Here is a 13,453-nt window from a genome sequence, read left to right on the forward strand (position 1 = left end):
GCCTGCACTCCCCGCGCACGCGGGGACCTCCTTGAAGGTCGAGCCGCAAATCGCCGAGGTCCCCGCCTGCGCGGGGACTCACTTCCGGGTTTGCCACTCCGGCACCCGGCGCTAAAGCGGCAATATGACACACATTCTCGTCACCGGCAGCAGCCGTGGTATCGGCAGGGCGATTTCGCAGCAGTTGGCGGAGCGCGGCTGCACGGTCATCGGCCATGCCACGCGGGCCGTGGACGCCCGCACGATCGCTGCCGATTTCGCCGATCCCCCCGCCCCGCAGATGCTGTGGGAAGAAGCGCTCGACCGGCTCGACGGGCGGATCGACGTGCTGGTGAACAACGCCGGATTCTTCGAACAGAACCCGCTTCACGCCAGTGATATCGAATGGCTGGATCGCTGGGAGGATACCTTGCGGATCAACCTCACCAGCGCCGCGCAGCTCAGCCGTTTTGCGGTGCGCCACTGGCAGGAGCGCGGGAATGCCAAAGGAGGCAATGGGGGCCGGATCGTCCATGTCGCCAGCCGCGCCGCCTATCGCGGAGATTCGCCCGCGCACTGGCACTATGCCGCCGCAAAGGGCGGGATGATAGCAATGCACAAGACCATCGCGCGCGGCTATGCGAGCGAAGGAATCCTCAGCTTCGCGGTCACGCCGGGGTTCACCGACACGGCGATGGCGGGGGACTATCTCGCCAGTCGAGGCGGTGCCGGGCTGCTGGCGGATATTCCGCTGGGGCGGGTTGCCGAGCCGGAGGAAATCGCCGCGATTGCTGTATTCTGCGCGCTCGATGCGCCTGGGAGCATGACCGGCGCGGTGATCGATGCCAATGGAGCCAGCTATGTCCGGTAGACTCGTATGGGCAGGAATTGCCGCATTGCTCCTGCCATCGGCAGCGCTGGCGCAGGCCGACGAGATGGAGCAGGCCGACGCCGAAATGCGCGCGGCCTGGGTAGCAGCCTGCGAGGACTGGGACGACTGGGACAAGCCCGGCCCGCTGTTCCGCATTCACGGCAACACCTGGTACGTCGGCACCTGCGGCATCTCCGCGATCCTGATCGCCGGGCAGGACGAGCACGTACTGATCGATTCAGGGACGGAAGCAGGCGCGCGCGTCGTGCTCGACAACATCGCTGCGCTTGCCATCGATCCGGTCGATATCGGATTGTTGCTCGCCAGCCATGAGCATCACGATCACGTTGGCGGCATGGCGCGGCTCCAACAGGCGAGCGGTGCCTTGCTGATGGTAGGCCCGGAGTCGGGTGAAAGCTATACGACCGGGCGGGCAGCACCCGCCGACCCTCAGTTCACCATCAACGAACCCTTCACGCCGGTGATGACTGAAGAAGGGCTCGAAGGGAGTTCTTCAATCGGTTTCGACATTCTTGAGATCGATTCAATTTTTACGCCCGGTCACACACCCGGAGCGCGCAGCTATCGCTGGGAAAGCTGCGACGACACGCGTTGCCTCAGCATCGTCTATGCCGACAGCCTCTCCGCCATCAGCGCCGATGGCTACCGCTTCTCCGATCATCCCGAATATGTCGCTGAGTTCCGCCAAGGTCTAGCCCGGCTGATGGATCTCGATTGCGACCTGCTCCTCACTCCGCACCCCTCGGCCAGCGGGATGCGCGACAAGCTGCTGGCGGGCGATCTCACCAGCGGCATGAATTGCGCCGAATATGCCGAATTGCAGGACGCCCGCCTGACCGCCAGGCTGGCAGAGGAGGCGCAGCAAGTGGAAGGGGCGCAATGAGCTGGAAACTGTCCGCAATCGCTTCAAAGGACGAAGTCGAGGCCGCGCTCGACCGACGCGAACTTGTGCATGACTGGGACGAGACCATCGTGCTCGCCGGATATGAAGTCGATCCGGACGAACCCGACTGCTGGTGCCTCGACGCCTACGTCCCCGCCAAGCCCGGAGAAGCGCAGCGCAAGGCAGTGCGCGCCCTGTTCGACGGCACGCCCCCGCGCCTCGTCGCCGAGCGTCTGCCCGATACCGACTGGGTGAGCGAAAGCCAGCGCGCCGTAGCGCCGATCCGCGCGGGCCGCTTCCACGTCCACACTCCCGATCATCCACCCGCCGCTACGCGCGGCGTCACCGATTTCTGCATTCCCGCCGCGCAGGCCTTTGGCACCGGGCACCATCACACCACGGCGGGCTGCCTCGTCATGCTCGATGCCATGCGCCAGCAGGGGCTGAACCCGCGCCATGTCGCCGATATCGGCACCGGCACCGGCCTGCTTGCTTTCGCCGCTCTGGCGTTGTGGCCGCACGCGGTGGTGACCGCGAGCGACATCGACCCGGTCTGCGAGCCTTCGGTGATCGAGAACGCGCAGCGCAACCGGGTGCGGTTGGGCGCCGGCCCCGGGCAAGTGACGATGGTGATTGCCGACGGAATGGACGATCCGGTGCTGCAAGCCGCAGCGCCGTTCGATCTGCTGATCGCCAACATCCTCGCCGGGCCGCTGGTGGAAATGGCGCAGGACTTCGCCGGAGCCGTGGCCCCGCGCGGCAGTATCCTGCTCTCCGGCCTGCTGATCCGGCAGGAACCGCTGGTGCGCGCCGCCTACCGCCGCGCGGGCTTCCGCCTGCAACACCGCCTGCACGCGGGCGACTGGTCGATCCTGTGGTTGCGGCACCGCTTCACCGGGTGAAGCTGCGCAAGGCGGCTCTTGGGCTGCTGGCGCTGCTCGGCATATTGCTGGCGGGCTATCCGCTGGCCGCTTGGCTGGGCAGTTCGATCCCGCAGGATTCCGACTGGCAGGAACCCGCCGAGGGAATCGATATAATGGTCGAAACCAACGGCATCCACACCTCGATCATCGTGCCGATTGTCAGCACAACCAAGGACTCGCGGCAGACCTTCCCCAGTGCCGCACTCCCGCATCGCTCAGGGGAAATGCCCACCCACATCGCCATCGGGTTCGGCGAGCGCGAAGTGTTCCTCAACGTGGCCGAGTGGAGCGATCTCTCACCCCTCACCGCGCTGCGCATCTCCACCTTCGGGGGCGAAGGCCTGATCCGCCTCAGTCACTATATCCGTCCCGCTCCCGGCGAGAACCACCGCCGCCTGCGAATTTCCGACGAGCAATACGGGCGGCTGGTCGCGAGCATCGAAGCCCACCTGCCCGCCATGCCCGCAAGCGAGCGCGAAATCCTTCAGGGCAGCTATTCGGACGATGCCTATTACGAAGCGCTCTCTGACTATTCGGCGATCAACACCTGCAATACCTGGGTCGGTGCGCGACTGGCCGAGGCGGGAATTCCGATGGGTACATGGACCCCGCTGGCCGGCGGAGTGATGAAGTGGATTCCGGAGGCAAGCTAGCGGCGGAACGCCTGCGCGATCCGATCATTCGTTTCGCATACCCTCTCGCAATCCCGGACCTCCTCTATGACCAGAACACTCCTCATCACCGGTGCTTCTTCCGGCATCGGCGCCGCAACCGCCCGCGCTGCCAGCCGGAGTGGATGGAACGTGGCCTTGCTGGCCCGCTCCGCCGACAAGCTGGCGACATTGCGGCAGGAACTGGGCGAACGTGCGCTTGCCCTGCCCTGCGACATTACCGATCGCACGGCACTGGATGAAGCGGTGGCCAGCGCCGTGAAGCGGTTCGGCGGGATCGACGCTGTCTTTGCCAATGCCGGAATGGGCGTGAAGCACCCCGGCATCGAGACCGGCGATCCGGGTGAATGGCACGAGATGATCCACCTCAACATCCTTGCGGTGCTCGCCACCGCGCACGCCACCCTGCCACAGCTCCGGAAGACCAAGGGCCATTTCGTGATCACCGGATCGCACGCAGGGCGCATTCACCTGCAAGGCTCGGTCTATGGCGCGACCAAGTGGTTCGTGCAGGGGTTGGCGGGAAATCTGGCGGAAGAAATGCGCGAGTGGGGCGGGCGCTGCACCCTGATTACCCCCGGCATGGTGGACACGCCGTTTTTCGACGAGAGCAAGCCGACCAAGCTCCAGGCCGATGATGTCGCCAACGCGGTGATCTTCGCGCTCTCGCAAGCGGCCACCTCTTGCGTGCGCGAGATCAACCTGCTGCCGAACGACTAGGGCGGATGCGGGCGCTCACCCCGCTCACCCCGCTCACCCTGCCGCCGCGACGATCTCCGCCCAGCCCGCTTCGTCGATCACTTCGATTCCCAGCTCCGCCGCCTTCTTCAGCTTTGATCCCGCGCCCGGCCCGGCCACCAGCAGGTCGGTCTTGGCGCTGACCGATCCCGCCGCCTTCGCGCCCAGCCGTTCGGCCTGCGCCTTGGCCTCGTCGCGGCTCATGGTTTCCAGCTTGCCGGTGAACACCACCGTCTTCCCGACAACGGGGGAATCGACGGTCTGCACTTCGTAGCGCGGCGGTGAGACTTCGCTCAGCAGGTCGTCCCACACCTGGCGGTTGTGTTCTTCGTGGAAGAAATCGCCCAGCGCCTCGACCACTGCCCCGCCGATCCCGTCGATCGAACCGAGCGCGGCCGCTGCCTCGGCATCGCCAGCGCGGGCGCTTTCGGCGGTTTCGCGCAGCGCCTCCAACGAATGAAAATTCTTCAGCAGGTCCCGCGCTGTCACCGCGCCGACATGGCGAATGCCGAGGCCGAACAGCAGCCGTGCCGCATCGGGCGCGCGCTTGTTTTCCACAGAAGCCAACAGGTTATCCACAGACTTGTCCTTCCACCCCTCCAGCGCGAGGATCGCCTCGCGGCGCTGGTGGAGGCGGAAGATGTCGGCGGGGCTTTCCAGCCAGCCGAGCGCAAAGAACTGGTCGATGGTCTTCTCGCCCAGCCCCTCGATATCGAGCGCAGCGCGGCTGACGAAATGCTTGAGCCGCTCGGTGCGCTGCGCCGGGCAGACCAGCCCACCGGTGCAGCGGACATCGACTTCGCCCTCCTCGGCCACCGCCTCACTGCCACATTGGGGACAGTGATCGGGGAACGCGAAGGCAGGCCGTTCCTCCTCGCGGGTCAGGTTCTCGACGACCTGCGGAATCACGTCGCCCGCGCGCTGCACCACCACCCGGTCCCCCGGTCGCACGCCCAACCGGGCGATTTCGTCGCGATTGTGCAGCGTGACATTGGTAACGGTGACGCCGCCCAAGGTGACCGGAGTGAGCCGTCCGACCGGGGTGAGCTTGCCAGTGCGGCCGATCTGGATGTCGATGGCTTCCAGCGTGGTCTGCGCGCGTTCTGCGGGGAACTTGTGCGCCAGCGCCCAGCGCGGGGCCTTGGCGACGAAGCCGAGCCGCGCCTGCCAGTCGAGCCGGTCCACCTTGTAGACCACACCGTCGATATCATAGGGCAAGTCCGCGCGCGCCTGTTCGATGGCGCGATAGTGGGCGAGCATTTCCTCGACCGAAGCCGCGCGGGTGAACAGCGGCGAGACGGGCAGGCCCCATTCTGCAATCGCGCCGATCACCTTGTGCTGCGTCGCCCCCGGCAGCGCACCCTCGACCGCCCCCCAGCCATGCGCCCAGAACCGCAAGGGGCGCTGCGCGGTGACGCCGGCATCCTTCTGCCGCAGCGATCCCGCCGCCGCGTTGCGCGGATTGGCGAACAGCTTGCCGCCCGCTTCCGCCTGCGCGGCGTTGAGCGCGGCAAAGTCCGCCTTCGCCATGTACACTTCGCCGCGCACTTCGAACACCTGCGGCCAGCCCGCGCCCGCCAGTCGCTGCGGAATATCGCCGATATGCGCGACATTGGCGGTGACGTTCTCCCCAACCTGCCCGTCCCCGCGCGTGGCGGCGAGCACCAGGTCGCCGTTCTCGTAACGCAGCGAGCAGGAGAGGCCGTCGATCTTGTCCTCGGCGGTGAAGGCTACGGGCGCGTCCTCCGCCAGATTGAGATAGCGCCGCACCCGCGCGACGAATTCGGCTACCTCGTCGTCGGCAAAGGCATTGTCGAGGCTCATCATCCGCACCGCGTGGGTGACCTTGGAGAGCGGCGAGGCGGCTACTTCATGCCCTACGGCGCGCGAGGGCGAGTCCTCGCGGATCAGATGCGGGAACGCGGCCTCCAGCTCGGCATTGCGGCGGATCAGCGCGTCATAGTCGGCGTCGGAAATTTCCGGCGAATCTTCGGCATGGTAGAGCCGGTTGTGATGGGCGATAGCGCGGGCGAGCCGCATCAGCTCATTGGCGGCTTCGGCTTCGGTGGGAGATTCATTGTTCATTTGCGAACACCATGTGGATTGGCGTCACTTTGGTGCTGTCGCCAGCCAAAGGATGATAAGTGTGAGGCCTAGAGTTGGTACGAAAAGGATAACAAACTTAGCCCAAGTTGGGCTGGCTGCGGTGCGAAAAGCAGCAAACGAAAATGCCATGAAAAATGTCCCGCAGATGATCGCAGGCCAAAAGGGAGCATTCGGAGCAAACAATCCAATGACGAGAAAAGCGACCCCAACGAGGGTGAAAACCCCAAACAATGACCAGATAGTCGCTTTTATGAATAGGTTATCGACTTCCATCAAACCCCCTCCAGCAACCGATCCGCCTGCGCCCTGGCCTCCGGCGTCACTTCCGCGCCCGACAGCATCCGCGCAATCTCCTCCTGCCGCCCGCCTTCGTCCAGCAGCGCCACCGAAGTGCGCGTTACCGTGCCGCTCGAGGCCTTGGCGATCAGGTAATGCGTGCCGCCCCGCGCGGCGACTTGCGGCGAGTGGGTGACGGCGAGCAATTGCCCGCCGGAAGCCAGCCGCGCCAGCCGTTCGCCGATGGCCGAGGCCACTGCGCCGCCCACGCCGCGATCAATCTCGTCGAAGATCACCGTCGCCGCCCCGCCCTGTTCGGCCAGCGCCACTTTCAGCGCGAGGATGAAGCGCGACAGTTCGCCGCCCGAGGCAATCTTGGTCAGGGGCGCGAAATCGGCGCCGGGGTTGGTCGAGATAAGGAATTCGACCGCGTCCTTGCCCGATGGCCCCCAGCGCTCCTCCGGCAGTTCGACCACCGCCGTGCGGAATCGCGCCGCATCCAGCTTGAGCGGCGCGAGTTCGCCCGCCACCGCCGTATCGAGCCTGGCCCCCGCCGCAACGCGAGCCTCGTGCAGCGCCCCAGCCGCCGCGCGATAGGCCTCCCCCGCCGTGCGCTCCTCCGCCTCAAGCGCAACCAGATCAGCATCACCCTGCTCGATCGCATCGAGCGAGGCCCGCAGCCCCAGCATCACCCCGGGCAGGTCATCTACCTGCACCCCGTGTTTGCGGGCCAGTGCGCGCAGTTCGAACAGCCGCGTCTCGATCCGGTCGAGTTCGAGCGGATCGTGCGTCAGCGCCTCGGCAGCGGCTTGCAGCTTTTCCTCCGCTTCCCCCGCCTCGATCACCGCGCGGTCAAGGCTCGCCAAAGCCTCCGCGAGCAGCGAATGTTCGGGCGCGATCCGGTCCAGCTTGCGTGCGGCGCTGCGCAGGCGGGCCAGCGGCGAATCGCTGCCGTCCCACACCAGCCGCAGCTCCTCCAGGTCGCCAGCCAGTTTCTCGCCCTTCTGCATGTCGGAGCGCGACCCGGCGAGCACAGCTTCCTCGCCTTCCTCCGGCGCAATCGCAGTCAATTCGGCCAGATGCGCGAGCAGCAGGTCCTGATCGGCCTTCGCCTGTTCGATAGCCCCGCGCGCTGCCGCCAAGGCCTCGCGCGCTCCGCGCCACTGCTCCCACGCCGCTGCAACCCGCGCCACATCGGCCCCGGCAAAGCGGTCGAGCAGCGCCCGGTGCCCGCGCGGGTTCACCAGCCCGCGATCATCGTGCTGGCCGTGCAGTTCCACCAGCGCCCCCGCCAGTTGCCGCAGCAGCGCCGCGCCCACCGGCTGATCGTTGACGAATGCCTTCGAACCGCCATCGGCCTTGACCCGGCGGCGGATAATCAGCGGCTCGCCCGGTTCCAGCTCGACCTCGGCCTCGCCCAGCGCCTCGGCTATCGCGGCAGGCAGAGCGGCGAATTCGAAAGTGGCGGCAACGCTTGCCTGTTCTTCCCCGGCGCGCACCAGCGCAGTCTCCGCCCGCGCGCCCAGCACCAGACCCAATGCATCGAGCAGGATCGACTTGCCCGCCCCCGTCTCCCCCGTCAGCACACCGAGTCCCGGCCCGAACGCAAGGTCCAGCGCTTCGATCAACACGATGTTACGGATGGAGAGGGAAGTCAGCATGGCGGTTTGCGGTCATTACGGCTCCGCCGGTCGCAGCGCAACGATCACCCGCCGCAATCCGTTGGTGCTTGGGGAAATCTTAACCAATGTGAGCGAACCTTGGGTCGCACATAACGGGAGGTATCGGTTCACCATGACGGTGCTCACGATCAGGGCACACCGGCGCTATGCGCTGCGTATGCCGGCACAATTGCAGAGCGAAAGCGGCAAGCCCGCGCGCTGCCTGCTGATCGAACTGTCGCAGGACGGTTTGCGGATCAGCAATCTGGGTGAGCGAAAGCTCGAACCCGGTGAAGCGGTGACGCTGGATATGCAATGCGGCAAGACCATGCCCGGAAAAATCCGCTGGGCGCGCGATGGCGTGGCGGGCGTCCTGCTCGATCAGCCACTGCACTTGCCGGAAATGTCCGAGATCATCCACGCAGACCGCCGCGAAACCGCAGCAGCCTGATTCGCAATTGCCGGAAGCTTACCCGCCCAGCCGCTCCGGATGGTGTTCCCGCATCAGTTCAAATGCACGCTCGTACCATTCATTGCCCGGATAATTCGCGCCGAGCACCGCTGCATAGCGCTGCGCTTCTTCCGGCACGCCGATGGCAAGGTTCGATTCGACCAGACGGTACAGCGCTTCGGGCGCGTGGCTGGTGGTCTGGTAATCGTCCACCACGTTCTGGAACCGCAGCGCGGAAGCCAGCCACTGCCCGGTGCGCTGGTAAAACCGCCCGATTTCCATCTCCTTGCCCGCAAGGTGATCGTTGATCAGGTCGATCTTGAGTCGTGCATCTGCGGCATAGGGGCTGCGCGGATAGCGGCGGACGATTTCGTTCATCGCCGCAAGCGCCTGCCGCGTGATCGCCTGATCGCGCTCCACATCGCTGATCTGCTCGTAATAGCTGAGCGCAATCAGGTAATAGGCATAGGGCGCATCGACGTTTCCGGGGTGGATCGAGAGGAACCGCGTGGCCGACTGGATCGAGGCGTTGTAATCACGCGCCGCATAGTAGGAGAAGGCGCTCATCAGCTGCGCGCGGCGGGCCCAGGGCGAATAGGGATGCTGCCGCTCGACTTCGTCGAACAGCGCCGCCGCCACTTGCAGGTCGCCGCGATCAAGCCGGTCCTTCGCTGCGTTATAGAGCGTTTCCACGTCGCGCGCGACGTAAGCGAGGTCGGTGCCCTGTTCGGCGCTGCCACGGCTGCATCCGGTAAGGACAATGGCGCAAGTGGCCGCTACCAGCGCAGCGCGGATCGATTTTGACGGGTTCATGCTCCGCCCTATAGCCAGCGCCACGCTGAACGCCAAGTGAAGTGCGCGCGGGCCTGTCGAAATTGCGACAAGGGCCGCGAATCCGACGAGCAGGACGGCGAATAGACGTTCGTCGGTCCTGATTTGCCGGTCGTCGGCGAACGTCTATGTTTGTCGATGTTACAAGCTTCCCTGTCGAGGCGCACGATCATTCCTCCCGTGTGTTGGCTACATCAGCCTCATCGCTCCCGGCCAAACCCCCCAGACCCCCCACCGGCCGGGAGCGCAAAGAGGAGGAAAGATCATGACCCGTTTCCTGAAGACAGGACTTGCTGCCGCCATGCTGGCCAGCGCCTTCACCGCCACCCCCGTGCTGGCCAGCCAGGATGGCGAGCCCGCCGAAGCCTATGTCCGCTACGACGATCTCGACCTGTCGACCGAGCGCGGGCTTGGCCTGCTGGAATCGCGCTATCGCGATGCCGCGCAATATGCCTGCGGCATGGATATCCGCGAAACCGGAACGCGCATGGCCCGCCGCGAAGCGCGGCTGTGCTACGCCGAAAAGCTGCGCAATTACGAGCGCGAAGTGGCCGCCATTATCGCTGCCGACCGTCGCAACGTCTGACGCACGGCTGCAATACAAGGTGGCCAAGCGCCGCCCCGACCTGTCCCGTCCACCCGGCCCGCATGGGTAAGATGCTGGCCGACAAGACCCCAACGGAACAGGTTCGCCTCAGCCCGCCGCAGCGCTTTCAAGGCGCTGCGGCGGGCATTTTCTTTGGCCGCCTGCGCTAGCGGCAGGGCTGGCGAATGTGGCGGCCCTTTCCTATAGGCTTGCACTATGGCCAAAGCGCTTTTCGAGCTGAACCCCGATCTCGACCGTGCGGCGCTGACCCGCCGGTTCGCACAGGCGAAGCGGTTGCAGATCCGCGACGTGCTTACCGATGTAACAGCGCGCGAATTGCGCACTATCCTCCACACGGCGACACCCTGGGGGATTGCCATGCAAGCGGGTGCAACCGGCAAGGCACGCGGCTTCAGTGCGGCGGAATTGCGCGATCAGGCAGGGGCGCAGGCGGCGATGGAACTGGCCAAGGCCACCGATGCGGCGGCAGCGAAGGGCGACTATGCCTTCCGCTCGCTTCGTTATTCATTGGTTGAGGCAGTGCAGCAGGGTTGGGACAAGGACGGACCGTTCGAAATTCTGCTTGAACATCTCAACGCCGAGCCTTTCCTGGAACTGATGCGTGAGGTGACGGGCATCCCCGAACTGTGCCGTGCCGATGGTCATGCCAGTTGCTACGCCGCGCAGCACTTCCTCGGGCGGCACAACGACAGCCACGTCGCCGAAGGCTGGCGGATCGCCTATGTGCTCAATCTCACCATCGATGACTGGCATCCCGATTGGGGCGGACACCTGCTGTTCTTCGATGCCGAGGGGAATATCGAGCTGGGCATGAAGCCGAAGTTCAACACGCTCAATCTGTTTCTGGTGCCGCAGGATCACGCCGTCAGCTACGTTCCACCGTTTGCCCCCAAGGGCCGTTATTCGATTAACGGCTGGCTGCGCGACCGGTGAGCGCTGGTTCGGGAATCTATTTCGGCGATGCAGCGCTGGCCAACAGCGAGGGCAATCTGGCGATGCGGAGGGGCGATCCATCTGCGGCAGAAGCACTGTTCGCACAGGCTTGCAGAATTGCGCCGCAAATCACGGAATTTGCGATAAATCAGGCCATCGCGCTGGCGACGCTCGAACGTCATGAGGCGGCGTTGTCGGTTCTCGATCGCCACGCTTCAGCCTGCGCGGGCGATGCACGTTATCACTCTGTCCGCGCCAATTCGCTGCGGGCTTTACGGCGGCTCGCGGAGTCCGCGCAGTCCTATGACCGCAGCCTTGCCCTCGCCCCGCAGGGAGCCAAGGCCCTGCATGGCCGCGCGCGAGTGGCAATGGAGCGGGGCGAGGCCGACGCGGTGGCGCGGTTCGAGGCGGCGCTGGCGGTGAATACACAAGACCCGGAAGCGTGGCTGGGACTCGCCGAAGCACTTGATGCAGCCGGGGAAACCACCCGCGCGCGCGATATCGCCGCGCAGTTGGTGGCGCAGGCGCCCCATTGGGTGGAAGCGCTGCGATTTCTCTCGCAATTGCGGCTAGCCGCGGGAGAAGGTCACTTCGCTGCGCACTTCGCCGAGGCCGAGCGCCTCCGTCCGTCCGATCCGGATCTCGCTCGCGCGCACGTGACGGTGCTCGATGCACATGATCTGCACGCAGAAGCTCTCGCGGTAGCGGCGGCAGCGCACGCGCGGATGCCCGGCGATCCGGCGATGGCACTGCTCGAAGCGGTGCAGGCGAGCAGCGCGGGCGAGGATGCGCGGGCGACTGCATTGTTCGCTGAGCTCGCGCTCGAAACGCCAGAACGCTGGTTGCACGAGGCGCGGCATTGCCTGCGGATCGGCGAATTGGCGCGGTGCGAAGCCTTGCTGGAACCGGTGATTGCGCAGGCACCCGGCAATGTCTCGGCCTGGGCGATGCGCGATCTGGTGTGGCGGCTCGCCGCCGATGCACGCGCGGACTGGCTGCACGGGCAGGATGGGCTGGTGCGGATGCTCGCCCTGCCCGATGCCGCTGCGGTGGTGGCCGAAGCCGTGCCCTTGCTGCATTGGCTGCATGACAAGTCGGCCTTCCCGCTCGGCCAGAGCCTGCGCGGAGGGACGCAGACGCGCGGCAACCTGTTCGATCGGGCGGAGCCAGAGCTCGCACGGCTGCATTCGGCGCTGATCGCCGCGCTGGAGGACTATCGCGCCGGATTGGCGCCTGCCGATCCTTCCCACCCCCTGCTGCGCCACCGGGAAGGTGGCTGGGCGATAACCGGTTCATGGTCGGTCCGGCTCGCGGGCGGCGGAGATCATCATGCGCCGCACCTGCATCCGCAGGGTTTGTTGTCCTCCGCCTGCTATCTGTTGCTGCCCGATGCTGTGGGCGAGGAAGCGCAGGCAGGCTGGATCGAATTGGGCCGCCCTGCCCCCGACCTGCGGCTCGACCTGCCGCCGCTCTACACGCTGGAGCCAAAGGCCGGCCATCTCGCGCTGTTTCCCAGCACGCTCTACCACGGCACGCGCCCCTTCCGGCTGGGGCAGCGGATGACGGTGGCTTTCGATGTGACCCTAGCGGGGGCGGGTCATTGAGCGAGGCGGCGTGGGACGCCTTCTGGGCGCAGCAGCGCGGTTGCCTGCCCGATAGTGCAACTGGCAGCGGCAGGGTGGTGGCGCAGGCGTGGCACGCCTTCGCCCGCCAGCTTCCCCGAGGTGCGAAAGTGCTCGATCTGGCTACGGGAGACGGGGTGGTAATGGCCCGAATGCTGGAAGCGCGGCGCGATCTCAAACCGGTTGGTATCGATCAGGCCAAGGCTCTCCCACCGCCCCCGCGCGGCGCAAAAATGCACGCGGGAATAGCGATGAGCGCCTTGCCCTTTGCCGATGCCTACTTCGCAGCCGTCACCAGCCAGTTCGGCTTCGAGTACGGCGCAATGGAAGCAGGGGCCGCAGAAGTGGTGCGGGTGCTTCAACCCGGCGGGTCAACCTGCGTGATCGCCCACCGCTCAGACAGTCCGATCGTGGCGCACAATCGCGCCCGGCGGGCTGCAATCGAATGGGCAATCGGCGAGCAGGACCTGCCCGGCAAGGCCAAGCGCAGTCTGGCGCTGCGGCAATTCGGCGTGGCCCCCATCCCGCCTGACATCGCCAGCGCACCGGCGGCGGGCGCGGCAAAATTCGGGCAGGGCTCGGCCGCGTGGGAAATAGCCGAGGCGATCCGGCGGACGCTCCTTGCGTCGGGCCGCGAGCCGCCTGCCCAAACTGCCGCGATGATCGACCGGATCGCCGGACAGGCGCGCAATGAGGCGAGCCGGATTGGTGCACTCGAAGCGGCTGCAGAAGCGGCGGGAACCGGCGAGAACGTGGAGGCAGCGCTGGTCAATGCAGGACTACAACGAGTTGAACGGCGCGACCTGCACGATGGCATGGCCGCCACACCTTTCGCGACGCTACTCGTGCTGACCAAGCTAGCCTAGCTCCAACTCACGGA

14 protein-coding genes are annotated in these 13,453 nt (G+C 65.9%); 10 read left to right on the forward strand and 4 right to left on the reverse strand.

The features are described 5' to 3' along the window. Positions 1-124 precede the first annotated feature (124 nt). The 5 genes from JY451_15190 to JY451_15210 all read left to right on the forward strand — a co-directional run bounded on the left by JY451_15190 (position 125) and on the right by JY451_15210 (position 4,068). Positions 125-850 (forward strand): SDR family oxidoreductase, encoded by a 726-nt coding sequence (locus JY451_15190; protein QZH74965.1) that lies wholly within the window; start codon positions 125-127, stop codon positions 848-850. Next, complete coding sequence (locus JY451_15195; protein QZH74966.1) at positions 840-1,754, forward strand: MBL fold metallo-hydrolase; 915 nt, start codon at positions 840-842, stop codon at positions 1,752-1,754. Before JY451_15190 ends, JY451_15195 begins: the two co-directional genes overlap by 11 nt. Beyond that, the gene (locus JY451_15200; protein QZH74967.1) at positions 1,751-2,656 is read left to right on the forward strand and encodes a 50S ribosomal protein L11 methyltransferase; all 906 of its coding nucleotides are present in this window, start codon (positions 1,751-1,753) and stop codon (positions 2,654-2,656) included. Before JY451_15195 ends, JY451_15200 begins: the two co-directional genes overlap by 4 nt. Before the next feature lie 134 nt (positions 2,657-2,790). Next, entirely contained in the window at positions 2,791-3,330 is a 540-nt protein-coding gene (locus tag JY451_15205) for a DUF2459 domain-containing protein (GenBank protein ID QZH76757.1), read from the forward strand. 66 nt (positions 3,331-3,396) lie between these two features. Next, entirely contained in the window at positions 3,397-4,068 is a 672-nt protein-coding gene (locus tag JY451_15210; protein QZH74968.1) for an SDR family NAD(P)-dependent oxidoreductase, read from the forward strand. A 33-nt stretch (positions 4,069-4,101) separates the two neighbouring features. Here JY451_15210 and ligA read toward each other — a convergent pair whose 3' ends face one another. The 3 genes from ligA to recN are packed head-to-tail and all read right to left on the reverse strand — an operon-like array spanning position 4,102 to position 8,129. Continuing rightward, positions 4,102-6,171, reverse strand: coding sequence for an NAD-dependent DNA ligase LigA (ligA, locus tag JY451_15215; GenBank protein QZH74969.1), 2,070 nt, complete (start codon positions 6,169-6,171; stop codon positions 4,102-4,104). Positions 6,172-6,195: 24 nt separating this feature from the next. Further along, on the reverse strand, positions 6,196-6,465 hold the full coding sequence (locus JY451_15220) for a hypothetical protein (protein QZH74970.1): 270 nt from the start codon (positions 6,463-6,465) through the stop codon (positions 6,196-6,198). Then, entirely contained in the window at positions 6,465-8,129 is a 1,665-nt protein-coding gene (recN, locus tag JY451_15225) for a DNA repair protein RecN (protein QZH74971.1), read from the reverse strand. Before recN ends, JY451_15220 begins: the two co-directional genes overlap by 1 nt. On the opposite strand from recN, the gene JY451_15230 reads away from it, so the two are divergent. Further along, entirely contained in the window at positions 8,128-8,580 is a 453-nt protein-coding gene (locus JY451_15230; GenBank protein ID QZH74972.1) for a PilZ domain-containing protein, read from the forward strand. The genes recN and JY451_15230 overlap by 2 nt on opposite strands. Positions 8,581-8,598: 18 nt before the next feature. On the opposite strand, the gene JY451_15235 is transcribed toward JY451_15230, so the two are convergent. After that, positions 8,599-9,393, reverse strand: a complete 795-nt coding sequence (locus JY451_15235) for an outer membrane protein assembly factor BamD (GenBank protein ID QZH74973.1) — start codon at positions 9,391-9,393, stop codon at positions 8,599-8,601. Between the two features lie 283 nt (positions 9,394-9,676). Between JY451_15235 and JY451_15240 the strand changes: the two genes are divergently transcribed. From JY451_15240 to JY451_15255, 4 genes are all read left to right on the forward strand, one after another. Next, a complete protein-coding gene (locus JY451_15240; protein QZH74974.1) occupies positions 9,677-9,997 on the forward strand; it encodes a UrcA family protein in 321 nt (106 codons plus the stop codon). Positions 9,998-10,213: 216 nt separating this feature from the next. After that, on the forward strand, positions 10,214-10,951 hold the full coding sequence (locus JY451_15245) for a 2OG-Fe(II) oxygenase (protein ID QZH74975.1): 738 nt from the start codon (positions 10,214-10,216) through the stop codon (positions 10,949-10,951). Beyond that, positions 10,948-12,555, forward strand: coding sequence for a tetratricopeptide repeat protein (locus JY451_15250; GenBank protein ID QZH74976.1), 1,608 nt, complete (start codon positions 10,948-10,950; stop codon positions 12,553-12,555). The genes JY451_15245 and JY451_15250 overlap by 4 nt, the downstream gene beginning before the upstream one ends. Beyond that, positions 12,552-13,439: a methyltransferase domain-containing protein gene (locus JY451_15255; GenBank protein QZH74977.1), complete on the forward strand. Its 888-nt coding sequence runs from the start codon at positions 12,552-12,554 to the stop codon at positions 13,437-13,439. Before JY451_15250 ends, JY451_15255 begins: the two co-directional genes overlap by 4 nt. The last annotated feature ends 14 nt before the right edge of the window (positions 13,440-13,453 follow it).

Origin of the sequence: Erythrobacter sp., from assembly GCA_019739335.1 — a bacterium.
In the GTDB taxonomy this organism is placed as follows: domain Bacteria; phylum Pseudomonadota; class Alphaproteobacteria; order Sphingomonadales; family Sphingomonadaceae; genus Alteraurantiacibacter.